Here is a 22,970-nt window from a genome sequence, read left to right as displayed (position 1 = left end):
CCCGCACACAAACACGCACCCACGACACCCCAGCCAGCCCGCGCCACCACCCCACCTCACCCCCCGTTCTGCGAGCGGGCCTTGAACGCCGCCTTCCTCGCCTCCTTCGCGATCTTCTTGTCCGGGTGGAGCCGCCCCATCGCCTCCAGGACGTCCGCGGTGGCCGGATGGTCCACCCGCCACGCGGCGTCGAAGAAACCGTTGTGATGGGCGGCGAGCCCCTCGACCAGTTCGTGGAGTTCCTCGGAGTCGCCCTCGGCGGCGAGCTGCGCGGCGAACGTGTCGACGGTCAGCCAGAAGATCATGGACTCGGACGGCGGCGGTACGTCCCCGGCGCCGTGCTCGGTCAGCCAGACCCGGGCGAGGCCGCCCAGCTCGGGATCGCCGAGAACCTCGCGGAGCGCGGGCTCGGCCTGGCCGCCGAGCAGGGACAGCGCCTGCTGACAGCGCAGCCGCCGCAGCGGCCCCCCGGCGTCCGCGCCACGGGCCGCCCCCAGCAACTCCCGTGCGGCGGCGAGCGGTTCACGCCGGTGCAGCCACTGCTCGGTCTCGGCACGGGCGGCCCGCGCCCCGTACCGGGCGGTGCCGTCGAACAGCGCCTCCGCACCCTTGTCGGCGAGGTCGCCGACGGCCGGCGCGTCGATGCCGTTCTCCAGCAGCCGGGCGCGCAGTCCGTACCGGCCGAGCGGGGTGAGCCGGACCAGCCCGTAACGCGAGACATCGGCCTCGTCCACAGCACCGGTCCCGCCCGCCTCCTCGAAGGACCCCGCCGGCTCCTCCTCCGTGTCGGCCATGAGCGCCTCGTCCACCGGCCGGTAGGCCACCAGCCCGATCGGCTCCAGCATCCGGAACTGGTCGTCCAGCCGCATCATCGCGTCGGACACCTGTTCCAGCACGTCGTTCGTGGGCTCGCCCATGTCACTGGGGACGATCACCGACGCGGCTAGCGCGGGCAGCGGGATCGGTTCCTCACCGGGGCCGTCCTCGCTGACGGAGAGCAGATAGAGGTTGCCGAGGACGCCGTCGAGGAAGTCGGCCTCCGCCTCGGGGTCCCAGTCGAGCCGGGAGAGGTCGAGGGTGCCGCTCTCGTCCAGGGACCCGACCAGATCGTCGAGGTCGGGCACGCTCGCATCGGCCAGCACGGTCTCCAGCGCGGCCAGCCACACCCCGAGCACCTCCCGGGGCGACCCGGAGGTGAGCAGCGCCAGCTCCGCACCGGGGGTCACGGTCCCGGCGTCCTCGTCCACGATCTCGACCAGCCCGGTGTCCACCGCGACCCGCCACGCCTCACTCGCGAGCGCCGCCGCGTCGCCGCCGTCACCGGTGAGCCCCAGCGCCTCCGCCGCCGCGGGCAACTGCGCGTCCACCAGCCCGCCCCCGGCGTCCACGCGGGTCCCGGGCCCGGCCCAGCGGGCGAGCCGGACGGCACGGGCCAGCAACGGCGTGGACAGCGCGTCGCGCGCCAGCTCCGCTTCGGGGGCGGGCCGCAGCGGCGGCAGGGGGGAGCTGTCTGACATCGGCGGATACTCCTAGGACGCCTGGAAGGCCGAGGCCGTACGCCATACGGACGTGGACCACACGGACCACACGGACCACACGGACCACACGGACACATGGATACGCGGACCACAGGGACACATGGACCACAGGGACACGTCACGTCGCTCCGGCACGACACTGGGTTACGCCGCTCAGCCTAGACGGATATCCACCCATGCCGCCCGGTTCATCTCCCCGACGCCTCCGGTCCATGGCCGAAACCTTGACAACTGACCTGGGCAGGCTGGAGATTGACGCGCGTAGAAATCGAGCGGACAGCTGTTCACCGACGAGGGGTTCGGTACCCCGTTGCTTGCCGACGGGGGGCGGTACTCCGGTATCACCGCACCGGTACGACCGCCCCACCCCCTCACCCCCGCGCCACCCCCCGTACCCCCCATACCACCCATGCCCCCACGCCCCGCATCACCCCCGCATCACCCCGTACCACCGCCAACATCCCGGCACTCACGTACGTCGCATGTCCCCGGAGGGATCCCTTGCCGAGCAAGTCTTCCGCGCGCCTCGCCGCGCTCACCGTCGCCGCCGTGTGCTCGGCGGCGTCGACCCTCGTGCTGTCCTCGCCCGCGCACGCGGACGCGGTCCGCATCCATGACATCCAGGGCTCGACCCGGATATCCCCGTACGCCGGAGCGCAGGTCACCGACGTGACCGGAATCGTCACCGGCGTACGCGCCTACGGCTCCAGAGGCTTCTGGGTCCAGGACCCGAACCCGGACGCCGACCCGGCCACCAGCGAGGGCATCTTCGTCTTCACGTCCTCCACGCCGAAGGTCGCCGTCGGCGACGCGGTGACCGTCGCCGGCCTGGTGACCGAGTACGTCCCCGGCGGCACCGCCTCGGGCAACCAGGCGCTGACCGAGATCAGCCGCCCGACGGTCACCGTCGTCTCCAGCGGCAACCCGGTCCCGGCGGCGACCGTCATCGACAGCCGCTCGGTGCCGTCCCGCTACACCCCGGCCGGCGACCCGGCCGCGGGCGGCTCGATCAACGGCCTCACGCTCCAGCCGAAGAAGTACGCCCTGGACTACTACGAGTCCCTGGAGGGCATGAACGTCCAGGTCGCCAACGCCCGGGTGGTCGGCGCCACCGACCCGTACACCGAGCTGTGGGTGACGGTGAAGCCGAACGAGAACGCCGGCGCGGGCGGCGGCACGGTCTACGGCTCGTACACCTCGCAGAACACCGGGCGGCTCCAGATCCAGTCGCTCGGCGCGGTCGCCGACTTCCCGGACGCGAACGTCGGTGACACCCTCACCGGCACCACCGCCGGTCCCCTGGACTTCAACCAGTACGGCGGCTACACCCTGGTCGCCAACCAGCTCGGCCCCCTGAAGCAGGGCAAGAACGCGCGTGAGACGACCGACGCGCAGCACGGCGGCGAACTCGCCGTCGCCACGTACAACGTGGAGAACCTGGACCCGGGCGACACGACGTTCGAGGCACACGCCGCCGCGATCGTGAACAACCTCCAGTCGCCCGACATCCTGTCCCTGGAAGAGGTCCAGGACAACAACGGCGCCACCAGCAACGGCACCGTCGCCGCCGACCAGACGCTGAAGAAGCTGACGGACGCGATCGTCGCCGCGGGCGGCCCGGCGTACGAGTGGCGCTCGATCGACCCGGTGAACAACGCCGACGGCGGTGAGCCGGGCGCCAACATCCGCCAGGTGTTCCTGTTCAACCCGGAGCGGGTGTCCTTCACCGATCGCGCGGGCGGGGACGCCACCACCGCGACCGGGGTGACCAAGGTGCGCGGCGAGGCGGCGCTCACCGCCTCCCCGGGCCGGCTCGACCCGACGAACACCGCCTTCACCGACAGTCGCAAGCCGCTGGCGGGCGAGTTCGTCTTCCGCGGCGAGACGGTCTTCGTGATCGCCAACCACTTCAACTCCAAGGGCGGCGACCAGGATCTGACCTCGCAGTACCAGCCCCCGACGCGCAGCTCGGAGACCCAGCGCCACCAGCAGGCCACGGTGGTCAACGACTTCGTCCAGGACATCCTGGCCAAGGACAAGAACGCGAACGTCATCGCCCTCGGCGACATCAATGACTACGAGTTCTCCGACACGGTCGACATCCTGGAGGGCCAGGGCGAGCTGTGGTCGGCGGTGAAGTCCCTGCCGAAGAGCGAGCGTTACTCGTACGTCTTCAACGGCAACAGCCAGACCCTGGACCAGATCCTGATCAGCCCGTCGATCCGCCGCGAGAACTTCGAGTACGACAGCGTGCACATCAACGCCGAGTTCCACGACCAGATCAGCGACCACGACCCGCAGGTGCTGCGCTTCCGCCCGTGACATCCGATCACCCGGGAGTCAGGCCGGCCGCACCCTCGTGCGGCCGGCCGCGCACCCACCCGTACGACCTCTACGCCCCGCACACCCCGTCCACCCCATACACCCCGTACAGCCACTCCCGCCAGACGCGCTCGACCGTCTTCGGGTCGGCGTCCGGGGCGAAGTCGTGCACCGCCATGCCGACGACATGGCCGAAGCGGTTGCGGCCGAAGACCCGGATCAGGGCGTCGTCGGTGCGCAGTCCCAGGAAGTACGGGGTGCGGTAGTCGACGGTCGCGTCCAGCGTGCGGCCCTCGGGCCCGGCGACCCGGACCCGCGTGCCCCCGGCGGTGCCGGCGGTATCGGTGGCGTACGCCGGGAGGCCGAGCGCCCGCTCCACCGCGCCGAGGGCGTCCGGCGCCCCGGCCGCCCCGGGCCCGTCGAACGCGGTGAAGGCCGTGACCGGGCGGCCCCCGAAGCGGGTCAGATACTGCCGCAGGGTGTGCAGATAGAAGTCGGTGTGCTTGTCGGCGCCGTCGTACTGGTTGTCCCAGTCGTCGACGAAGACGCCGCTGTGCACATAGCGCACCCAGGCCCGGCGGCCGTCGTCGCGCGGCTCGATCGTGTAGTCGAGCTGGTTGAGGGACTGTCCCTCGCTCCCGTCCGGGTCCTGGACCCGGTTGCGGTACCGGTGCGGCGGATCCCAGGCGGCCACCTCGGAGCCGAACGGCCCCTCGCCGCCGACCCTCGGCTCGGGCGCGTCCATCGGCCACAGCCAGCCGCCCGTACCGGTGGTGACCGCCTCCCACACCTGCTCGGGCGAGGCGTCCACCTCGAATTCCCGGGCGATCTCGAATTCCTTGGACATGGCGCGGGCTCCTGACCGTACGGGTGTGGCTCGCCCCGAATCTACCGTCCGAGTTCCCCCGAGGGCGCCGGCAGCACCGCACCCCCCTCGGGGACCCGCTCCGCCCCCGGCACCTCCTTCACCACCGGATGCACCGCGACCACGATCCGGTGGTCCCGGCCCCCCTCCGCGTCCGGCGCGTCGTACTTACGGATCAACGCGCTCACCCCCGCCGCCAGTTCCTCCACGAACGCGGCCCGGTCGGCGGCCGACGCGAACCGCACCTGCCCGTCCAGCGCGAAGGTCGCGAGCCGTTTACGGGCCCGCGCGGCGCCGGTGATCAGCGCGCCGACGTCCCGCACCAGCCGGGCGCCCAGCGCCAGCATCCAGCGCGCGGAGAGCTGGTCCCGGAACCGCTCGGGGTCCGGCTGGACGGCGGCCAGTGCCGTGGGCGAGATGACGTACGACGCGGCGGTCGCCCGCATCAGCCGCTCGGTGACATTGCCCTTGCGGCGCTCCCCGGCCAGCTCGACCAGGCCGTGCCGCTCCAGCGCCTTCAGGTGGTAGTTCACCTTCTGCCGGGGCAGTCCGACCCGCCCGGCCAGCATGGTCGCCGACGCCGGGCCGCCCGCCAGCTCGGCCAGCAGCCGGGCCCGCACGGGGTCCAGACTGACGGCGGCGGCCTCGGGGTCCTCGATCACGGTGACGTCCAGCATGTCCCCAGCCTCCCACCGAACACCATTTCCGTCCAGACGGACCAAGTCTTCGGCCAACCCCGGGCGAGCCCCGCAGCCAGCGCTCAGGCGCCCCCCTCCCCACTCCCCGGCACCAACCCCAGCACATGCCGAAACCGCTCCCCCGTGAACCCCTTCACCCCCGGATACGTCCGCACCCTCTCCCAGGCCCGCGAGGCCGGCCCGATCCCCTCCCCCGGCGCCGCGATCGCCACGTCATAGGCGGCGTCGCTCTCCCACTCGGCGTAGTTCAGGACGTGCGTACTGTCGTCCGAGGCATGGAAGTGCGCGGAGATCAACCCCCGATGCCCCGCCGGATCATCGGTGAGCGCCCCCACCACGGTGTCGATCCAGTCCGGCCGGCGCTCGGCGGCCCCGGGCTCGAAGTCGATCCGTACGGTGACGATGAGCCCGGGTACCCGCAGGTCCCCGGCGGCGCGCTCAAGGCTGCGCAGGCGCCGGTAGTGGTGCAGGGTCGGCCGTTCGATGCCGGGGACGGCGGTGTCGATCTCGTCGACGGTCTCCTGGCGGCGGGTCTTGGCGAACCCCTGGTAGGCGGCGACGCTCCGCCACTGGGCGTGATGCAGCAGGGTGCTGCCGTCGTGGCCGAGGTAGACATGGTGGGACAGCAGATCCCGCGCTGGCCACGGCCGGCGTTCCCAGGTGGCGGCGAAGGCGTCCACGGCCAGCCGCTGCCGCTCGGGTGTGCCCAGCCGCCAGGTGCTGAAGAAGGGCGCGCGGACCTCCGGACGCAGCAGGTCGGGAAGGGTGTCGGTACGGCGGGGCACGGCGCCTCCTGGGGAACTGCCGGTCATGGACACCACTCACCCTCAGCCCTCAACCGGACTTCAGGTCAAGCCCCACCGAACCCGGCCCCCTCACGCCCCCTCAGTCTCCCCCTGCTGCCTCCCCGGCCTCCCCATCCGCGCCAGCTGGGTCTGGAACCAGTCGAGGCGGGCCTGCAACAGCGCCGCCTCCGCGACCAGTTCGGGCACGTCGAGCCCCTCGCCCGGCGGCTCCTGCCCGGCCCGCGCCACGGTGACCGCCCGCCCGATGACCGCCCGCCCGGCGATCACCCGCAGTCCGTCACCGGCCAGCCGGGCGTACGCGGCGAGCGAGACGGACGTACGGCCGCGCAGACAGACGGCGCAGGACGGGGCAAGGGCGTACCCAGCCGGGGCGGCCCCAGCCGGCGTCGGCGAGCGCGACGGCGACGGCACCGCAGGCGCAGGGTCCGGCCCGCGCCGTGCGCACCCGCTGGCGGGCGTGCCGGAAACCGCGCTCGAAGCGGATGTAGCGGCCCAGCACGGTGACTTCGAGCAGCAGGGCCGTGCGGTGCTCGGCCGTGCACAGCAGCGCCTCGGCCGTGGCCCGTTCGTGCACGCTGTGGAAGCCGCAGTCGCAGCGGCGGTGCGGTGCCGTGTGGCGCAGGCCGTAGACGCAGGACGCGTCGGCCAGCACTCCGTACGGCCGCGCGGCGCCGAGCGACACGCCGGTGAACCCGGCCCGGGTGCCGTCGTGGGACAGCACCGGGTGGGCGATCTTGTATCCGGTCGGCGGCTCCGCCGGGTGCTCCTCGGGAAGCCGCAGCCTCATCGCGCGGCCGGTACCTCTTCGGCGGCCGTCACTTCCGTGCTCTCCTCGGCGACTTCGCGCGGCGGGTCGCCCGCGACGACGGGCCGTCCTCCGCGCCGGCCGGCCGCTCCTCCGCGACTCCGGTGGCGAGTGCCTTGCCGAGCTTCATGACGCCTCCCATGACCGGGGGTTGATGGTCCGTCCCGGCCATGGTGACCCATGGGACCCCCGGCTGGGCAGAGGGCCTACGGCCGATCCCGCGCAGATGCCGTAGCGCCGCTGATCAATACCTCGTAGAGAATTTAAGTGGAGCTTCACGGTTCGCGGGCCGACACTGCTCGCATGACACTGCCTCCCGCACCACCCTTCGGCCGCGCCCTGTGCGCGATGGTCACGCCCTTCACCGCGTCGGGGGCGCTCGATCTGGACGGGGCGCAGCGGCTGGCCGGCCATCTGCTGGCGCGGGGGTGTGACGGGCTGGTGCTGTCCGGCACCACGGGCGAGTCGCCGACCACCTCGGACGCGGAGAAGGCGGAGCTGGTGCGGGCGGTGCGGGAGGCGGTGGGCGAGGGGGGCACGGTGGTGGCGGGGGTGGGCACGGCCGACACCCGGCACACGGTGGAGCTGGCGCGGGCGGCCGAGAAGGCGGGCGCGGACGGGGTGCTGGTGGTGGCCCCGTACTACAGCAGACCGCCGCAGGACGCGGTGGAGGCGCATGTCCGGGAGGTGGCCGACGGCTGCGGGCTGCCGGTGATGCTGTACGACATCCCGGGCCGCACCGGCACCCGGATCGAGCCGGACACCGTCCTGCGGCTGGCCGAGCACCCGAGGATCGTCGCCGTCAAGGACTGCTCGTACGACTTCCTCGGCGCCCAGAAGGTGCTGGCCCGCACGGAGCTGGCGTACTACGCGGGCTGCGAGGAGCACATCCTCGCCCTGTACGCGGTGGGCGGCGCGGGCTATGTCAGTACGGTCGCCAATGTGATCCCGGAGCGGCTGCGGGCGGTGCTGGACGCGTTCGACGCCGGGGACACCGCGCGGGCGGCCCGGCTCCAGCGGGCGGCGGCGGGCCTGATCGAGTCGATGATGGCGGCGGGCCTGCCCGGCACGGTCACCGCGAAGGCCCTGCTGGGCGATCTCGGGCTGCCCGCGGGCCCGGTCCGCCCGCCGCTGCGGTCGGCACGGCCGGAGCAGGTCGCGGACCTGAGGGACGAGTACGGGGCGGTCACCGCGCAGCCGTGGTGACCGCCCGCCCGCTCACCGCCTCGCGAACACCGGCCGCCAGGTCTGTTCGGGGAAGGTGGCCGTCTCCTCCTGGAAGCCGCTGAGCGGCACGGTCTCGTCGCTGCCGAGGGTGACCGGCACCGGCCGCGGCCGGTACGCCGCCACGTCCGGATCCCGCTCCCGGGCGATGAGTCGCCGACCGTCCCCCCAGGCAAGCAGCTCGGCGCCGCGCACCTCGGTGATCCGCTCGCCGGTGCGGGGATCGACGATCTCGGAGTACGACTCCCGGGGTCCAGCGCTGACGCGCGCACCGGGCCGCCGCTGTGCCCGGGGGATGGAATCGGCCCGGGGCCGTCCGTGCCGCGCGATGCGGTAGGACGGCCCCGGGCCGTGCCGGAGAGCGGTGGCCGTCTCACTCGGCGGCGGTCTCCGCCGCCGCGGCGCCCTCCGTCGTGGTCTCGTCGCCGAAGAGCCGGAAGTGTTCCAGGACGTCCTCGGCCGGGTCGTCGATCTGGCCGATGTGGAGGTTGACCAGGCCGACGTGCTGGCCGTTGTGGGAGTCGGTGTGGGTTTCGTCGGCGTGCGCGGCGCCGCCGGACAGCCAGCCCACCGCGACCGCCGTGACCGCCCCGGTCAGTAAGCGTGCCGTGTTCCTCGTGCGCTGGTTCGTCATTGCTCAGCCCCTCGTCTCGCAACCGCTTTGCAGGTGGTCGGACCCGGGTGAACCCCGCGTCCGCCTGTTCATCGGTCGAACGCCCCGCGAGGTCACGGACGGCGGCCCCTTTTCTGGCGATCGATACGATCGTCGGGGCGGCGCCCCGAGGGGGTACGGGGGCGTGGGAGCGTCAGTTGTGGCTGTGCAGGACGTCGTTGAGACCGCCCCAGTCGGCATTGTTCGGGCGGGCCTCGACGGTGCCGGTGACGGAGTTGCGGCGGAAGAGGATGTTGCTGGCGCCGGAGAGTTCGCGGGCCTTGACGATCTGCCCGTCGGGCAGGGTGACGCGGGTGCCGGAGGTGAGGTAGAGGCCCGCCTCGACCACGCAGTCGTCGCCGAGGGCGATGCCGATGCCGGCCTCGGCGCCGACCAGGGAGCGCTCGCCGATCGCGACCCGCTCCTTGCCGCCGCCGGAGAGCATGCCCATGGTGGACGCGCCGCCGCCGATGTCGGAGCCGTCGCCGACGATGACGCCCTGGGCGATCCGGCCCTCGACCATGGAGGTGCCGAGCGTGCCGGCGTTGAAGTTGACGAAGCCCTCGTGCATGACCGTGGTGCCGGCGGCGAGATGGGCGCCGAGCCGCACCCGGTCGGCGTCGCCGATCCGGACGCCGGAGGGGGCCACGTAGTCCGTCATCCGGGGGAACTTGTCGACGCCGAACACGCTGACGTGCAGGCCGCGGGCGCGGGCGGCGAGCCGTACGGTCTCCAGGGTGTCCACGGCGACCGGGCCCAGCGAGGTCCAGGCGACGTTCGGCAGCAGGCCGAAGATGCCGTCCAGGTTCTGCCCGTTGGGCTTGACCAGGCGGTGCGAGAGCAGATGCAGCCGCAGATAGGCGTCGTGCGTGTCGAGCGGCTTGTCGTCCAGCGAGGAGATGACCGTACGGACCGCGACGATCTCCACATCGCGCACACCGTCCTTGGCGAGCGCGGCGACGGCGTGCTCGCCGAGCAGCTCACGGGTGCGGTCGGCGTCGAGCCGCTCGGTGCCGGCCGGTCCGGGTTCGGCGGACAGCTCGGGCGCGGGGAACCAGGTGTCGAGAACGGTGCCGTCGGCGGCGATCGTGGCGAGCCCGGTGGCCAGGGCACCGGTGGTACGGGATGCAGTCGTGTCGGTCATGAGGGCAACCTAACCGCCCACACCCCACGCCCGCCAACCAGCCCGGGGGCGTCTCATCGGCCGGTCGCCGACCCACGCGGGGGACGTCCCGACCGGCGGGCACCGCCCCACAGGCAGGGCTCCTCAACCGGGGGGCGCCGAGCCACACGGAGCACGTCCCATCCAGCAGGCGCCGACCCACACGCAGGGCGCCTCAACCGGCAGGCGCCAACCCACACGCAGGGCGCCTCAACCGGGGGCGCCACCCAGGACGCCTCAACCGGGGGGGGCGCCGACCAGCCCGGAAGCCGTCCCATACGGCGGGCGCCTCAACTGGCGGGCCCCGACCCACACGCAGGGCGTCCCATCCGGCAGGCGCCGACCCACGCCCGAGCCGTCCCGACCGGCAGGCACCGACCAGCCCGGAAGCCGTCCCGACCGGCGGGCGGCGACCCACCCGCAGGGCGCCTCAACGGGCAGGCGCCGACCCACACCCAGGACGCCTCGACCGGCGGGCGCCAACACGCCCGGAAGCCGTCCCCTACGGCAGGCGCCGACCCACGCGCAGGCAATTCGTCCGGCGGCCGCCGACCAGCCCGGACCTCGTCCCGACCGGCACACGCCGACCCCCACCCAAGGCATCCCGACCGACAGGGCGCCAACCCACACCCAGGTCATCCCGACCGGCACGCACCGACCAGCCCAGAAGCCAACTCACCCCGCGCCCGCAGCGCCCGCCGACGGCCCGATGACCCGCCCCAGCATCTCCCGCGCGTACCCCTCGTCGTAGGGGGTGTCCGTGAGCAGCACCTGAAGGCAGACGCCGTCCATCAGGGCGGCGACCGCGCGGGCGGTCGCCGGGTCCATGCGGGGGGCGAGCACCCCGGTCACCGCGTCCGTCCACTCCGCGGCGACCGGGCGCAGGGCCGGGCGGCGCAGGGCGGCCAGATACAGCTCGTACTCCAGTTCCACCCCGGTCCGCTCCCCCGCGAGCCACGCGCCGAGCACGGCGGCGAGTCCGGCGGCCAGGTCGGTGCCGGGGTCGAGCAGGGAGCGGTGCGCGGCCATCACCGCGGCGAAGCCCTCGTTGCACTGGCGCAGCGCGGCGATCAGCAGCTCGTCCAGGGTCTTGAAGTGGTACGTGGTCGAGCCGAGCGGGACGTCCGCCTCGGCGGCGACCGTGCGGTGGCTCAGCCCGGCGAGGCCCTTGTCGCCCGCGACCCGGATCGCCGCGTCGATGATCCGCTGGCGGCGCCCGGGGTCGTAGCGGCGGGCCATCAGTGCGCGCCGCCGAGGTTGAGCACCACGACCCCGACGATGATCAGCGCGATCCCGGCGGCCTTGGCCAGGGTCATCCCCTCCCCGAGGAACACCGCGCCGATCAGCGCGATGACGGCGGTCCCGGCGCCGGACCAGATCGCGTAGGCGGTGCCCACGGAGATCGTCTTCAGCGTCTGGGCGAGCAGTGTGAACGCCACGAGATACCCGACGGCGGTGATCACCGACGGCCACAGCCTCGTGAACCCATGGCTGTACTTCATGGAGGTGGTCGCGGCGATCTCGGCGGCGATGGCCCCGGCGAGGAGAAGGAAACCCATATGGACGAGCGTACAGATGATATGTACGGGCGTACACAACGAGGGCGATGCGGGAAACACGGCGACGGCCCCCGGCGAAGGAGCACCGGGGGCCGTGCGGCAAAACGGTCGGAAAACGGTCGTACGGGTCGGGTCAGACGTTGAAGCCCAGCGCCCGCAGCTGCTCACGTCCGTCGTCCGTGATCTTGTCCGGGCCCCATGGCGGCATCCACACCCAATTGATGCGCAACTCGCTGACCAGGCCGTCCGTGGCGGACTTGGCCTGGTCCTCGATGACGTCGGTCAGCGGACAGGCCGCGGAGGTCAGGGTCATGTCCACGGTGGCCACGTTCGAGTCGTCGACGTGGATGCCGTAGATCAGGCCGAGGTTGACGACGTCGATGCCCAGCTCGGGGTCCACGACGTCCATCAGGGCCTCGCGGAGTTCCTCCTCCGAGGCCGGCTTCATCTCGATGGTCTCGGTCATGCCGTCTTCCTTTCAGGGGCGTCAGGGGCGTCAGGGGCGCCGGAGGCGTCAGCGGCGGCGGAACCCAGTGCCTGGGCCGTCGCGTCCTTCCACGCCATCCAGCTCAGCAGCGCGCACTTGACCCGGGCCGGGTACTTGGAGACACCGGCGAACGCGACCGCGTCCTCCAGCACCTCCTCCATGGCGTCGTCCGGCTCGATCCTGCCCTTGGACTGCATCAGCTCCAGGAAGGTCTCCTGGATCTTCTGCGCCTCGGCCAGGTCCTTGCCGACCAGCAGTTCGTTCAGCACGGAGGCGCTCGCCTGGCTGATCGAGCAGCCCTGTCCCTCGTAGGAGACGTCCTCGACCGTGCTGCCGGCGTACTTCACCCGCAGGGTGATCTCGTCGCCGCACGTCGGGTTCACATGGTGCACCTCGGCGTCGCCATCCCTGAGACCACGCCCGTGCGGGTGCTTGTAGTGGTCCAGGATGACTTCCTGGTACATCGAGTCCAGCTTCACCGTTTCAGCACGCCCCTCAGCCGAAGAAGTTCCGTACGTGCTCCAGGCCGTCGACCAGAGCGTCGATCTCGGCCGGCGTGGAGTACAGATAGAACGACGCTCGCGTGGTCGCGGGAATTCCGTACCGCAGGCAGACGGGACGGGCGCAGTGGTGGCCGACCCGGACCGCGATGCCCTGTTCGTCCAGTACCTGGCCCACGTCGTGCGGGTGGATGTCGCCGAGGGTGAAGGAGATCGCCGCGCCCCGGTCCTCGGCCGTGGTGGGGCCGATGATCCTGAGGTCGGGGACCTCCAGCAGCCGCTTGACCGCGTACTCGGTCAGCGCGTGCTCATGGGCGAGGACCTTGTCCATGCCGATCGCGTCGAGATAGTCGATCGCCGCGCCCAGCCCGACCGCCTGGGCGATCGGCGGGGTGCCCGCCTCGAACTTGTGCGGCGCGGGCGCGTAGGTCGAGGAGTGCATGGACACCGTCTCGATCATCTCGCCGCCGCCGAGGAACGGGGGCAGGTCCTCCAGCAGCTCCTGGCGGCCCCACAGCACGCCGATGCCGGTCGGGGCGCACATCTTGTGGCCGGTGAAGGCCACGAAGTCGGCCTGGAGGGACTGCACGTCCAGCGGCATGTGCGGCGCGGCCTGCGAGGCGTCGATGCAGACCAGCGCGCCGACCTGCTGCGCCCGGCGCACGATCGCCTCGACCGGGTTGACCGTGCCCAGGATGTTGGAGACCAGCACGAAAGACACGATCTTCGTCTTCTCGGTGATGATCTCGTCGAGGTCGGACAGGTCGAGCCGGCCGTCGTCGGTGAGGCCGAACCACTTCAGCTTCGCGCCCGTGCGCTGCGAGAGCAGCTGCCAGGGGACGATGTTGGAGTGGTGCTCCATCTCCGTGATGACGATCTCGGTGTCCGCGTCCACCCGGTAGGGCTCGTCGGCCCAGCCGAGCATGTTCGCCACCAGGTTCAGCGATTCGGAGGCGTTCTTGGTGAAGATCACCTCGTCCCGGCTGGGGGCGTTGATGAAGTCGGCGACCTTGTCCCGCGCGCCCTCGTACAGCGCCGTGGCCTCTTCGGCGAGCACATGCACACCGCGGTGGACATTGGCGTTGTAGCGCTCGTAGTACTCGCTCAGGGCGTCCAGCACCTGGCGCGGCTTCTGCGAGGTCGCCGCGTTGTCCAGGTACACGAGCTTCTTGCCGTCGTGGACCTGGCGGTCCAGGATCGGGAAGTCCTTGCGGATCGCCTCGGTGTCGAGAAGGCCAAAGAGCCCATGGCCGGGCAGTGTCACGCGGATGCGCCACCCTTCACGTATGCCTCGTAGCCCTCGTTCTCCAGCTTGTCCGCCAGCTCGGGGCCGCCGGACTCGGCGATCCGGCCGCCCGCGAAGACGTGGACGTGGTCGGGCTTGATGTAGCGCAGGATGCGCGTGTAGTGGGTGATCAGCAGGGTGCCGACCTCGCCGCTCTCGCGGACCCGGTTGACGCCCTCGGAGACCACCCGCAGCGCGTCCACGTCGAGGCCGGAGTCGGTCTCGTCGAGGATCGCGATCTTCGGCTTGAGCAGTTCGAGCTGGAGGATCTCGTGGCGCTTCTTCTCGCCGCCGGAGAAGCCCTCGTTGACATTGCGCTCGGCGAAGGCGGGGTCCATGTTGAGGCGCTCCATGGCCTCGCGGACCTCCTTCACCCAGGTGCGCAGCTTGGGGGCCTCGCCGCGGATCGCGGTGGCGGAGGTGCGCAGGAAGTTGGAGACCGAGACGCCGGGGACCTCGACCGGGTACTGCATCGCCAGGAACAGGCCGGCGCGGGCGCGTTCGTCGACGGACATCTCCAGGACGTCCTCGCCGTCGAGCAGCACGCTGCCACTGGTGATCGTGTACTTCGGGTGGCCGGCCAGCGAGTAGGCGAGGGTCGACTTGCCCGAGCCGTTGGGGCCCATGATGGCGTGCGTCTCGCCCTGCTTCACGGTGAGATCGACGCCCTTGAGGATCTCCTTCGTGGCGTTGTCGGCCTCGACGGTGACGTGCAGGTCTCGGATTTCAAGCGTTGCCATGGGTGCCTCAGGACTCCTGGGTGAGGGAGACGAGCACATCGTCCCCTTCGATCTTTACGGGATATACGGGGACGGGGCGGGTGGCGGGCAGGCCGGACGGCTTGCCGGTGCGCAGGTCGAAGGTGGAGCCGTGCAGCCAGCATTCGATGGCGCAGTCCTCCACCTCGCCCTCGGAGAGGGAGACGTTCGCGTGCGAGCAGATGTCGTTGATGGCGAACACCTCGCCCTCGGTGTGCACGAGCGAGACCGGCGTGCCGTCGAGTTCCACCCGCTTGGGGGTGTCCTCCTCCAGCTCGCTCAGCGCGCACGCGCGGACGAAGGTGGTCATGCGACCGCCGCCTCAAGCTCCTGCTCGATGCGGGCGAGGAGGCGCTCCTCGATGTCCGCGATGCCGATCTGCTGGACCAGCTCCGCGAAGAAGCCGCGCACCACCAGGCGGCGGGCGTCCTGCTCCTGGATGCCGCGGGCCATCAGATAGAACAGCTGCTCGTCGTCGAAGCGGCCGGTGGCGGAGGCGTGCCCGGCGCCGACGATCTCACCGGTCTCGATCTCCAGGTTGGGCACGGAGTCGACCCGGGCGCCGTCGGTGAGGACCAGGTTGCGGTTCATCTCGTAGGTGTCGGTGCCCTCGGCCCTGGCCTCGATCAGCACGTCACCGATCCACACCGCGTGGGCGGCCTCACCCTGGAGGGCGCCCTTGTAGACGACGTTGGACTTGCAGTGCGGGACGTTGTGATCGACCAGCAGGCGGTGCTCCTGGTGCTGTCCGGCGTCGGTGAAGTACAGGCCGAACAGCTCGGCCTCGCCGCCGGTGCCCGCGTAGGTGACGCGCGGGTGCAGCCGTACGACGTCGCCGCCGAAGGTGACGATCACGGACTTGAAGGTGGCGTCGCGGCCGATCAGGGCGTTGTGCTGGGCGACGTGCACGCTCTTGTCGTCCCAGTCCTGGACGGAGACCACGGTGAGCTTGGCGCCGTCACCGAGGACGTACTCGACGTTGGCGGCGAGCACCGCGTCGCCGGTGTGGTCGATGACGACCAGCGCCTCGGCGAACGCGCCCAGCTCGACGATCTGGTGGGCGTAGCCGACCCCGCCCTCGCCGTGCACGGTGATCCGGATCGGCTCGGTGAGCCGGGTGTCCTTGGGGACGGTGACGATCCCCGCCTGCTCGAACGCCGAGTACGCCTGGGCGGCGACGCGGTCGACGGGGGTGCCGGCCCGGCCGAGCCGGGCGTCGTCGCGGCCGACGGTCTCGACGGTGACGCCCTCGGGGGCGTCGACGGCGACCTTCACGCCGGTGCCGGTGGCGTCGGCGGTGCCGTCGTGCAGCCCGCGCAGGCGCTCCAGCGGGGTGAACCGCCACTCCTCCTCGCGGCCGTGCGGCACCGGGAAGTCCGCCACGTCGAACGACGGGGGCGCGCTCATGCGCGTGGCGACGGTCGACTCGGCGGCCACCGCGATGGAGCCGGCGGTCGTGGACCCCATCGGAATATTCTGGGCGTCAGCCATGGCTGTCGGTCTGCTCTCTTCCTTACGATTGCGATCTTCGGCCCGCCCCGGGAGGCGGGCCGCCCGCTGCCGGGGCGGGAGGGGCGGCCTCGGCTGCCTAACCGACCGCGCCTTCCATCTGGAGCTCGATCAGCCGGTTCAGCTCCAGGGCGTACTCCATGGGCAGTTCCTTGGCGATCGGCTCGACGAAGCCGCGCACGATCATCGCCATCGCCTCGAACTCGCTCAGACCGCGGCTCATCAGGTAGAAGAGCTGGTCCTCGGAGACCTTGGAGACGGTCGCCTCGTGGCCCATGGACACGTCGTCCTCGCGGACGTCGACGTAGGGGTAGGTGTCGGAGCGGGAGATGGTGTCCACCAGCAGCGCGTCGCACAGCACGTTGGACTTGGCGCCGGAGGCACCCTCGCCGATCTCGATCAGGCCGCGGTAGGACGTACGGCCGCCGCCGCGCGCGACCGACTTCGACACGATGTTGGACGACGTGTTCGGCGCCATGTGGACCATCTTGGCGCCGGCGTCCTGGTGCTGGCCCTCGCCCGCGAAGGCGATGGACAGGGTCTCGCCCTTGGCGTGCTCGCCCATCAGATAGACGGCCGGGTACTTCATGGTCACCTTGGAGCCGATGTTGCCGTCGACCCACTCCATGGTCGCGCCCTCGTAGGCGACGGCACGCTTGGTGACCAGGTTGTAGACGTTGTTCGACCAGTTCTGGATGGTCGTGTAGCGGCAGCGGGCGTTCTTCTTGACGATGATCTCGACGACCGCGCTGTGCAGCGAGTCGGACTTGTAGATCGGGGCCGTACAGCCCTCGACGTAGTGCACATAGGCACCCTCGTCGACGATGATCAGGGTCCGCTCGAACTGGCCCATGTTCTCGGTGTTGATCCGGAAGTACGCCTGGAGCGGGATCTCCACATGGACGCCCGGCGGGACGTAGATGAAGGAGCCGCCGGACCACACCGCGGTGTTCAGCGAGGCGAACTTGTTGTCACCGACCGGGATGACCGTCCCGAAGTACTCCTTGAACAGCTCCGGGTGCTGCTTGAGCGCGGTGTCGGTGTCCAGGAAGATGACGCCCTGCTCCTCCAGGTCCTCGCGGATCTGGTGGTAGACGACCTCCGACTCGTACTGGGCGGCCACACCGGCGACCAGACGCTGCTTCTCCGCCTCCGGGATGCCCAGCCTGTCGTAGGTGTTCTTGATGTCCTCGGGCAGGTCCTCCCAGGACTCCGCCTGCTTCTCCGTGGAGCGCACGAAGTACTTGATGTTGTCGAAGTCGATGCCCGACAGATCCGAGCCCCAGTTCGGCATGGGCTTCTTCTCGAAGAGCCTGAGGCCCTTGAGGCGGAGCTTGGTCATCCACTCCGGCTCGGACTTCTTCCCGGAGATGTCACGGACGACGTCCTCGCTCAGACCGCGCTTCGCCGCGGCACCGGCCACGTCGGAGTCGGCCCAGCCGTATTCGTACGTGCCCAGACCGTCGAGTTCGGGGTGGGCAGTCTCCGTGGGGAGCGTCATGCGGGGTTCCTCCCGGCCGTACTGGTGGATGCGTTGGTATGGGTGGTGGACATCGGGATGAAGGTCGTGCAGACGCCGTCGCCGTGGGCGATGGTGGCCAGCCGCTGGACGTGCGTCCCGAGCAGCTCGGCGAACAGCTCCGTCTCGGCCTCGCACAGCTGCGGGAACCGCTCGGCGACATGGGCGACCGGGCAGTGGTGCTGGCAGAGCTGCTCGCCCTGCTGGGGCTGGGGCGCGCTGCGCGCCGTGGCCGCGTATCCGTCCGCGCTCAGGGCCTTGGCCAGCGCTTCGGTGCGCTCCTCGGGGTCCGCCGCCTCGACCGCTCGGCGGTAGGCGTCGGCGAGGGCGGCGATCCGGGCGCGGGCGAAGGCGGTGACCGCCTCGCTGCCGCCGTGCTGCTCGGCGATCCAGTTCAGCGCGTCGGCCGCCAGCTCGTCGTAGGACTGGTCGAAGGCGTCCCGGCCGCAGTCGGTCAGGGCGAACACCTTGGCGGGCCGCCCGCGCGTACGGGCGCCGTACACCCGCTGCTCGCGGGCCTCCACGACGTCGTCGGCGAGCAGTGCGTCGAGGTGCCGGCGCACGGCCGCCTGGGTCAGGCCCAGCCGGCCGGCCAGCTCGGTCGCGGTCGAGGGGCCGTGTTGCAGGATGGAGCGCGCGACCCGGTTGCGGGTGGACCGCTCACCGGTCGCGAGTTCCTCCTGCGGGGCCTCGCCGACGTTTTTCACAACGCCATTGTTGCGTAATTCCTCCGGGCCTGACAACCCGCGTCCGTACGGGTGAGCGGTGCCCTGCGTCACTTAGGTAAACCTAAGATGACCTGCGGAAACGATCTTTGATCGATCAACGGGGACGCCAAACGGGTGGCGCGCGCCCCGGCCGTCGAGCAGACTGCCGAACCATGTCCGCACCCTCCCCGCCGCCCGCACCCCCTCCCACCGGCCCTCTTGTCACCCGCGACACAGTCTCCGCACAGCTGCGCGCGGCCGGGGTGCTGAGCGGCGAGACCCTCCTCGCGCACTCCTCCCTCAGCTCGCTGGGCTGGGTCAGCGGCGGCGCGGTCGCCGTGGTCCAGGGTCTGCTCGACGCCCTCGGCCCGCGCGGCACGCTGGTGGTCCCGGCCCAGACCGGCGATCTCTCCGACCCGGCGCTCTGGGGCGACCCGCCGGTGCCGCCCGAGTGGTGGGAGACGATCCGCGCGAGCATGCCGCCCTACGACCCCCGGCTCACCCCGACCCGGGCGGTCGGCGTGATCCCGGAGACCGTACGGAACTGGCCCGGCGCCCTGCGCAGCGCCCACCCCCAGACCTCCTTCGCCGCGCTCGGCCCCCGCGCCGCCGCGATCACCGACGGCCACGCCACCGACTGCCGCCTCGGCGAGCACAGCCCGCTGGCCCGCCTGGAGGCGATGGGCGCCCGGGTGCTGCTGCTCGGCGTCGGCTACGACTCCTGCACCAGCTTCCATCTCGCCGAGTACCGCATCCCCGCGCCCCGCGTGCGGGTCGGCCGCCCGGCACCCGGCGGCTGGGAGGAGGTGACAGAGGTCTCCATCACCTCCGACCGCTTCGACGAACTCGGCCACGACTTCGAGCGGGACCGCCCGGTCGTGCGGGGCACGGTGGGCGCCGCCGAGACCCGGCTGTTCCCGGTCGCGGACGCCGTGGCGTACGCCGAGCAGTGGCTGGCCACCCATCGCCCGCGCGAGACGGACGAGGAGCCGCGCGACCTGGGATGAGGGCTCCCCCGCGATGCCGCGGAGGTCCCACCACAGGGGCCTGGGGCCCCGCACGCGCCCCCCGTACCCCCGTACGTCCGGCACCCGCCCGTCCGGGGCGCCCGGCGCGGTACCTAGACTCTGGACCCATGCGAAGTGAGCCGGTGGTCCAGGTCGACGCCTTGGTGAAGCGGTACGGCGGCAGGACCGCGGTGGACCGGCTCGACCTGGTGGCCGCGGCCCCGGTGACCGCCGTGCTCGGTCCCAACGGCGCCGGGAAGACGACCACGGTCGAGATGTGCGAGGGGTACCGCAGGCCGGACTCCGGGAGCGTGCGGGTGCTCGGCCTGGACCCGGTCCGGGACGCGCGGGCGCTGCGCCCCCGGATCGGGGTGATGCTCCAGAGCGGCGGGGTCTACTCCGGCGCCCGCGCGGAGGAGATGCTCCGCCATGTCGCCCGGCTGCACGCGCATCCGCTGGACGTGGACGCCCTGATCGAGCGGCTCGGCCTCGGCTCCTGCGGCCGGACCGCCTACCGCCGGCTCTCCGGCGGCCAGCGGCAGCGGCTCGCCCTCGCGATGGCCGTCGTCGGCCGCCCCGAGCTGGTGTTCCTGGACGAGCCCACCGCCGGACTCGACCCGCAGGCCCGCCGCGCCACCTGGGACCTGGTCCGGGACCTGCGCGCCGACGGCGTCCGCGTGATCCTCACGACCCACCACATGGACGAGGCCGAGCAGCTCGCCGACGATGTCGTCATCCTCGACGCCGGACGGGTCATCGCCCAGGGCACCCCCGAGGAGCTGTGCCGCGGCGGCGCCGAGAACACCCTGCGCTTCACCGGCCGCCCCGGCCTCGACGTCGCCTCGCTGCTCAAGGCGCTCCCCGCGGACAGCGCGGCGGCGGAGCTGACGCCGGGCTCCTACCGGGTCACCGGCAAGGTCGATCCGCAACTGCTGGCGACGGTCACCTCCTGGTGCGCCCAGCACGGCGTGATGCCGGAGGGCATCTCGGTGGAACGGCACACCCTCGAAGACGTCTTCCTGGAACTGACCGGCAAGGAGCTGCGCGGATGACCGCCACGGACACGGGCACGGGTGCGGGCACAGGTACGGGCTCGGGTGCGTACGCCCCCCGGCCCGGCGCCGCCCCGCTCCCGCGCATGATCGCGGCGCAGGCGGTGCTGGAGACCCGGATGCTGCTGCGCAACGGCGAACAACTGCTGCTGACGGTGATCATCCCGACCCTGCTGCTGGTGCTGTTCAGCACGGTCGACGTCGTGGACACCGGCGCGGGCGAGCCCGTCGACTTCCTCGCGCCCGGCATCCTGGCGCTCGCGGTGATGTCGACGGCGTTCACCGGCCAGGCCATCGCGACCGGCTTCGAGCGGCGCTACGGCGTGCTGAAGCGGCTCGCGTCCTCGCCGCTGCCCCGCTGGGGCCTGATGACCGCGAAGACGCTGGCGGTACTGGTCACCGAGGTGCTCCAGGTGCTTCTGGTGACGGTGATCGCGCTCGCGCTTGGCTGGTCGCCGCAGGGCAATGCGGCGGCCGTGATCCTGCTGCTCCTGCTCGGCACGGCCGCGTTCTCCGGGCTCGGGCTGCTGATGGCGGGCACCCTCAAGGCGGAGGCGACGCTCGCCGCCGCGAACCTGGTCTTCCTGCTGCTGCTGGTCGGCGGCGGGGTGATCGTGCCGCTGGACCGCTTCCCGCAGGGCGCGCAGGACGTTCTGGGTCTGCTGCCCATCAGCGCCCTGTCCGACGGGCTGCGGGACGTGCTCCAGGACGGGGCCGGGATGCCCTGGGGGAACCTCGGGATCCTCGCCGTGTGGGCGGTGCTGGGGCTGGCCGCGGCCGGCCGGTTCTTCCGCTGGGAGTAGGGCGTGTCTGACAATTCCCGTCGTCGCCCGGAGGGCGGCGCCGCGGCGTCAGGTGCGTGCTCTCGGCGTGCCGGGCACGAGCCCTCGTACTGGTTGTACGTGGGCTTGTGCCCCGTGCGGCGAGAGTGCGTGCACGGCGTCGCGGGGCAGACGGGAATTGTCGGACACGCCCTGGCGCCCCGCCCCGGACGGGCCCCTCGTGAACGCGTGCACAAGCCGCCTTCTACGATGGCCCCGTGCCAAAGCTGACCCGTGCGGACACCCGAGCCGCCGTGCGCAACCCCCTCGCCTTCATCGCCGCGCGCTGGACGCCCACCCCGCGGACCCTCCAGCGGGCCGCGCTCGCCGCCCTCGTCATGGCCGTCGTCATCGTCGTGACCGGCGGCGCCGTCCGGCTCACCGGCTCCGGCCTCGGCTGCCCGACCTGGCCCAAGTGCACGGACGACTCGCTCACCGCGACCCGGGAGATGGGTCTGCACGGTGTGATCGAGTTCGGCAACCGGCTGCTGACCTATGTGCTGTGCGCCGCCGTCGGCTGGGCGATCATCGCCGCCCGCTCGGTCAAGCCGGGCCGGCCCGATCTGACCCGGCTGGGCTGGACCCAGTTCTGGGTGGTGATGGGCAACGCCGTGCTCGGCGGCATCGTCGTGCTGGTCGGCCTCAACCCGTACACGGTCGCCCTGCACTTCCTGCTGTCCACCGCCCTGATCGCGGTCGCCACCGTGATGTGGCAGCGCACCCGCGAGGGCGAGACGCCGCCGCGTCCGCTGGTCGGCAAGGTGGTGCGGCAGCTGGTGTGGGTCCTGGTGGCCGTGACCGTGCTGCTGATCGCGGTGGGCACGGTCGTCACCGGCGCGGGCCCGCACGCCGGTGACTCCAGCGACGTACCGCGCATGGACGTGCCGTGGGAGGACGTCACCCGGCTGCACTCGGTGCTGGCGTGGATCGTGGTGACCCTGACCTTCGCCCTGTGGTTCGTCCTGAGGGCGGTGGACGCGCCCAAGGGCCCGCTGAACCGCACCCGGGACCTGTTCCTGATCCTGCTCGCGCAGGGTGTGATCGGCTACATCCAGTACTTCACGGACCTTCCCGAGGTCCTGGTGGGCGCGCACATGCTGGGCTCGTGCCTGGTGTGGATCGCCACCCTGCGGGTGCTGCTGGCCCTGCGCGAGCGCCCGGCCGAGGCCGATCTCGCGCAGGTGCCGGTGCCGGGGCCTCAGGCGTACGAGGCGACCAGCGCGTCGATCGCCGGGCCCAGGTAGGCCCGGGTCAGGCCGGCCCGGCGGCCGGTCCAGCCGGGGTCGGGCGCGGGGCGCGGTCCGCCGTAGCGGCGGTGCTCGATGTCCGCGACCACCTCGGCGGGGGCGCCCAGTTCGGGCAGCAGGGCGAGGGCCTCGCGCTTGGAGATCAGCCGGCCGTCCCTGAGGGTCACGGTGGCGCGGGCCAGGGTGATCAGGGCGAGATCGACCCAGATGTCCTGGGTCCACAGCGCGGCCTTGTCCACGTGCGGCCGCCAGAAGTCCCGCTGGTCCCGGACGACGAACTCGGCCAGCTCGCCGTCCGGCACCGGCGGCAGCAGTCCCGCGGGCGGCAGACCGTCCAGGACCCGCCCGAAGCTGTGCAGTTCACGCCGGGTGACCGGGGTGACCGGCCGCCGGAACAGCTGTTCCTGCGCCCAGGTCAGATGGCGGCGCCGGGCGTCCTCGGTGGTC

General features: G+C 71.8%; 24 protein-coding genes and 1 pseudogene. 6 read left to right on the top strand and 19 right to left on the bottom strand.

The genetic code is table 11. The features are described 5' to 3' along the window. Positions 1 to 56: 56 nt before the first annotated feature. Positions 57 to 1,517, bottom strand: coding sequence for a hypothetical protein (locus tag ACFRFC_RS29370; protein WP_382690692.1), 1,461 nt, complete (start codon positions 1,515 to 1,517; stop codon positions 57 to 59). 522 nt (positions 1,518 to 2,039) lie between these two features. Here ACFRFC_RS29370 and ACFRFC_RS29365 point away from each other — a divergent pair. Further along, complete coding sequence (locus ACFRFC_RS29365; protein WP_382690689.1) at positions 2,040 to 3,860, top strand: endonuclease/exonuclease/phosphatase family protein; 1,821 nt, start codon at positions 2,040 to 2,042, stop codon at positions 3,858 to 3,860. Positions 3,861 to 3,930: 70 nt separating this feature from the next. Here ACFRFC_RS29365 and ACFRFC_RS29360 read toward each other — a convergent pair whose 3' ends face one another. From ACFRFC_RS29360 to ACFRFC_RS29345, 4 genes and pseudogenes are all read right to left on the bottom strand, one after another. Continuing rightward, positions 3,931 to 4,707 carry an SRPBCC domain-containing protein gene (locus ACFRFC_RS29360; RefSeq protein ID WP_382690687.1) on the bottom strand — a complete coding sequence of 259 codons (777 nt, stop codon included), beginning with the start codon at positions 4,705 to 4,707 and terminating at the stop codon, positions 3,931 to 3,933. Positions 4,708 to 4,748: 41 nt separating this feature from the next. After that, positions 4,749 to 5,402 carry an ArsR/SmtB family transcription factor gene (locus ACFRFC_RS29355; RefSeq protein WP_382690685.1) on the bottom strand — a complete coding sequence of 218 codons (654 nt, stop codon included), beginning with the start codon at positions 5,400 to 5,402 and terminating at the stop codon, positions 4,749 to 4,751. A gap of 83 nt (positions 5,403 to 5,485) precedes the next feature. Continuing rightward, entirely contained in the window at positions 5,486 to 6,235 is a 750-nt protein-coding gene (locus ACFRFC_RS29350; protein ID WP_382690682.1) for a hypothetical protein, read from the bottom strand. Positions 6,236 to 6,298: 63 nt separating this feature from the next. Beyond that, positions 6,299 to 7,016: pseudogene (locus tag ACFRFC_RS29345) on the bottom strand (hypothetical protein). Positions 7,017 to 7,337: 321 nt separating this feature from the next. Between ACFRFC_RS29345 and dapA the strand changes: the two are divergent. Continuing rightward, positions 7,338 to 8,240 carry a 4-hydroxy-tetrahydrodipicolinate synthase gene (gene dapA, locus ACFRFC_RS29340; RefSeq protein WP_382690679.1) on the top strand — a complete coding sequence of 301 codons (903 nt, stop codon included), beginning with the start codon at positions 7,338 to 7,340 and terminating at the stop codon, positions 8,238 to 8,240. Between the two features lie 12 nt (positions 8,241 to 8,252). Here the strand turns inward: dapA and ACFRFC_RS29335 are convergent, their stop codons facing one another. The 13 genes from ACFRFC_RS29335 to ACFRFC_RS29275 all read right to left on the bottom strand — a co-directional run bounded on the left by ACFRFC_RS29335 (position 8,253) and on the right by ACFRFC_RS29275 (position 18,396). Beyond that, entirely contained in the window at positions 8,253 to 8,453 is a 201-nt protein-coding gene (locus ACFRFC_RS29335) for a hypothetical protein (RefSeq protein WP_382690677.1), read from the bottom strand. Between the two features lie 178 nt (positions 8,454 to 8,631). Further along, positions 8,632 to 8,892: a hypothetical protein gene (locus ACFRFC_RS29330; protein ID WP_382690674.1), complete on the bottom strand. Its 261-nt coding sequence runs from the start codon at positions 8,890 to 8,892 to the stop codon at positions 8,632 to 8,634. A 172-nt stretch (positions 8,893 to 9,064) separates the two neighbouring features. Beyond that, on the bottom strand, positions 9,065 to 10,054 hold the full coding sequence (gene dapD / locus ACFRFC_RS29325) for a 2,3,4,5-tetrahydropyridine-2,6-dicarboxylate N-succinyltransferase (RefSeq protein ID WP_382690672.1): 990 nt from the start codon (positions 10,052 to 10,054) through the stop codon (positions 9,065 to 9,067). A 693-nt stretch (positions 10,055 to 10,747) separates the two neighbouring features. Beyond that, positions 10,748 to 11,311, bottom strand: a complete 564-nt coding sequence (locus ACFRFC_RS29320; protein WP_382690670.1) for a TetR/AcrR family transcriptional regulator — start codon at positions 11,309 to 11,311, stop codon at positions 10,748 to 10,750. Next, a complete protein-coding gene (locus ACFRFC_RS29315) occupies positions 11,311 to 11,631 on the bottom strand; it encodes a DMT family transporter (RefSeq protein WP_382690668.1) in 321 nt (106 codons plus the stop codon). The genes ACFRFC_RS29320 and ACFRFC_RS29315 overlap by 1 nt, the downstream gene beginning before the upstream one ends. A 133-nt stretch (positions 11,632 to 11,764) precedes the next feature. After that, on the bottom strand, positions 11,765 to 12,097 hold the full coding sequence (locus tag ACFRFC_RS29310; RefSeq protein ID WP_365313571.1) for a metal-sulfur cluster assembly factor: 333 nt from the start codon (positions 12,095 to 12,097) through the stop codon (positions 11,765 to 11,767). Further along, positions 12,094 to 12,597, bottom strand: a complete 504-nt coding sequence (gene sufU / locus ACFRFC_RS29305; RefSeq protein WP_382690666.1) for a Fe-S cluster assembly sulfur transfer protein SufU — start codon at positions 12,595 to 12,597, stop codon at positions 12,094 to 12,096. The genes ACFRFC_RS29310 and sufU overlap by 4 nt, the downstream gene beginning before the upstream one ends. A 16-nt stretch (positions 12,598 to 12,613) precedes the next feature. Continuing rightward, positions 12,614 to 13,876: a cysteine desulfurase gene (locus ACFRFC_RS29300; RefSeq protein WP_382690952.1), complete on the bottom strand. Its 1,263-nt coding sequence runs from the start codon at positions 13,874 to 13,876 to the stop codon at positions 12,614 to 12,616. 2 nt (positions 13,877 to 13,878) lie between these two features. Then, a complete protein-coding gene (gene sufC, locus ACFRFC_RS29295) occupies positions 13,879 to 14,643 on the bottom strand; it encodes a Fe-S cluster assembly ATPase SufC (protein WP_382690664.1) in 765 nt (254 codons plus the stop codon). Positions 14,644 to 14,650: 7 nt separating this feature from the next. After that, positions 14,651 to 14,971, bottom strand: a complete 321-nt coding sequence (locus tag ACFRFC_RS29290; protein WP_382690662.1) for a bifunctional 3-phenylpropionate/cinnamic acid dioxygenase ferredoxin subunit — start codon at positions 14,969 to 14,971, stop codon at positions 14,651 to 14,653. After that, positions 14,968 to 16,152 (bottom strand): Fe-S cluster assembly protein SufD, encoded by a 1,185-nt coding sequence (sufD, locus tag ACFRFC_RS29285; RefSeq protein ID WP_382690660.1) that lies wholly within the window; start codon positions 16,150 to 16,152, stop codon positions 14,968 to 14,970. The genes ACFRFC_RS29290 and sufD overlap by 4 nt, the downstream gene beginning before the upstream one ends. 97 nt (positions 16,153 to 16,249) lie before the next feature. Next, positions 16,250 to 17,671: a Fe-S cluster assembly protein SufB gene (sufB, locus tag ACFRFC_RS29280; RefSeq protein WP_382690658.1), complete on the bottom strand. Its 1,422-nt coding sequence runs from the start codon at positions 17,669 to 17,671 to the stop codon at positions 16,250 to 16,252. Continuing rightward, entirely contained in the window at positions 17,668 to 18,396 is a 729-nt protein-coding gene (locus tag ACFRFC_RS29275) for a helix-turn-helix transcriptional regulator (RefSeq protein ID WP_382690657.1), read from the bottom strand. The genes sufB and ACFRFC_RS29275 overlap by 4 nt, the downstream gene beginning before the upstream one ends. Before the next feature lie 173 nt (positions 18,397 to 18,569). Here ACFRFC_RS29275 and ACFRFC_RS29270 point away from each other — a divergent pair, with 173 nt between their 5' ends. The 4 genes from ACFRFC_RS29270 to ACFRFC_RS29255 all read left to right on the top strand — a co-directional run bounded on the left by ACFRFC_RS29270 (position 18,570) and on the right by ACFRFC_RS29255 (position 22,520). Further along, positions 18,570 to 19,403, top strand: coding sequence for an aminoglycoside N(3)-acetyltransferase (locus tag ACFRFC_RS29270; RefSeq protein WP_382690655.1), 834 nt, complete (start codon positions 18,570 to 18,572; stop codon positions 19,401 to 19,403). Positions 19,404 to 19,531: 128 nt separating this feature from the next. After that, entirely contained in the window at positions 19,532 to 20,455 is a 924-nt protein-coding gene (locus tag ACFRFC_RS29265) for an ABC transporter ATP-binding protein (protein ID WP_382690653.1), read from the top strand. Next, a complete protein-coding gene (locus tag ACFRFC_RS29260) occupies positions 20,452 to 21,258 on the top strand; it encodes an ABC transporter permease (protein WP_382690651.1) in 807 nt (268 codons plus the stop codon). Before ACFRFC_RS29265 ends, ACFRFC_RS29260 begins: the two co-directional genes overlap by 4 nt. Before the next feature lie 245 nt (positions 21,259 to 21,503). Beyond that, positions 21,504 to 22,520: a heme A synthase gene (locus tag ACFRFC_RS29255; RefSeq protein ID WP_382690949.1), complete on the top strand. Its 1,017-nt coding sequence runs from the start codon at positions 21,504 to 21,506 to the stop codon at positions 22,518 to 22,520. Here ACFRFC_RS29255 and ACFRFC_RS29250 read toward each other — a convergent pair. Continuing rightward, the coding region (locus ACFRFC_RS29250; protein ID WP_383112668.1) for a nucleotidyltransferase at positions 22,475 to 22,970 on the bottom strand (496 nt) is incomplete at its 5' end. The genes ACFRFC_RS29255 and ACFRFC_RS29250 overlap by 46 nt on opposite strands.

Origin of the sequence: Streptomyces sp. NPDC056734, from assembly GCF_042790455.1 — a bacterium.
GTDB lineage: Bacteria > Actinomycetota > Actinomycetes > Streptomycetales > Streptomycetaceae > Streptomyces.
The sequence above is the reverse complement of the archived record's forward strand: the minus strand, read 5'-3'. Positions and strand labels throughout refer to the sequence as shown.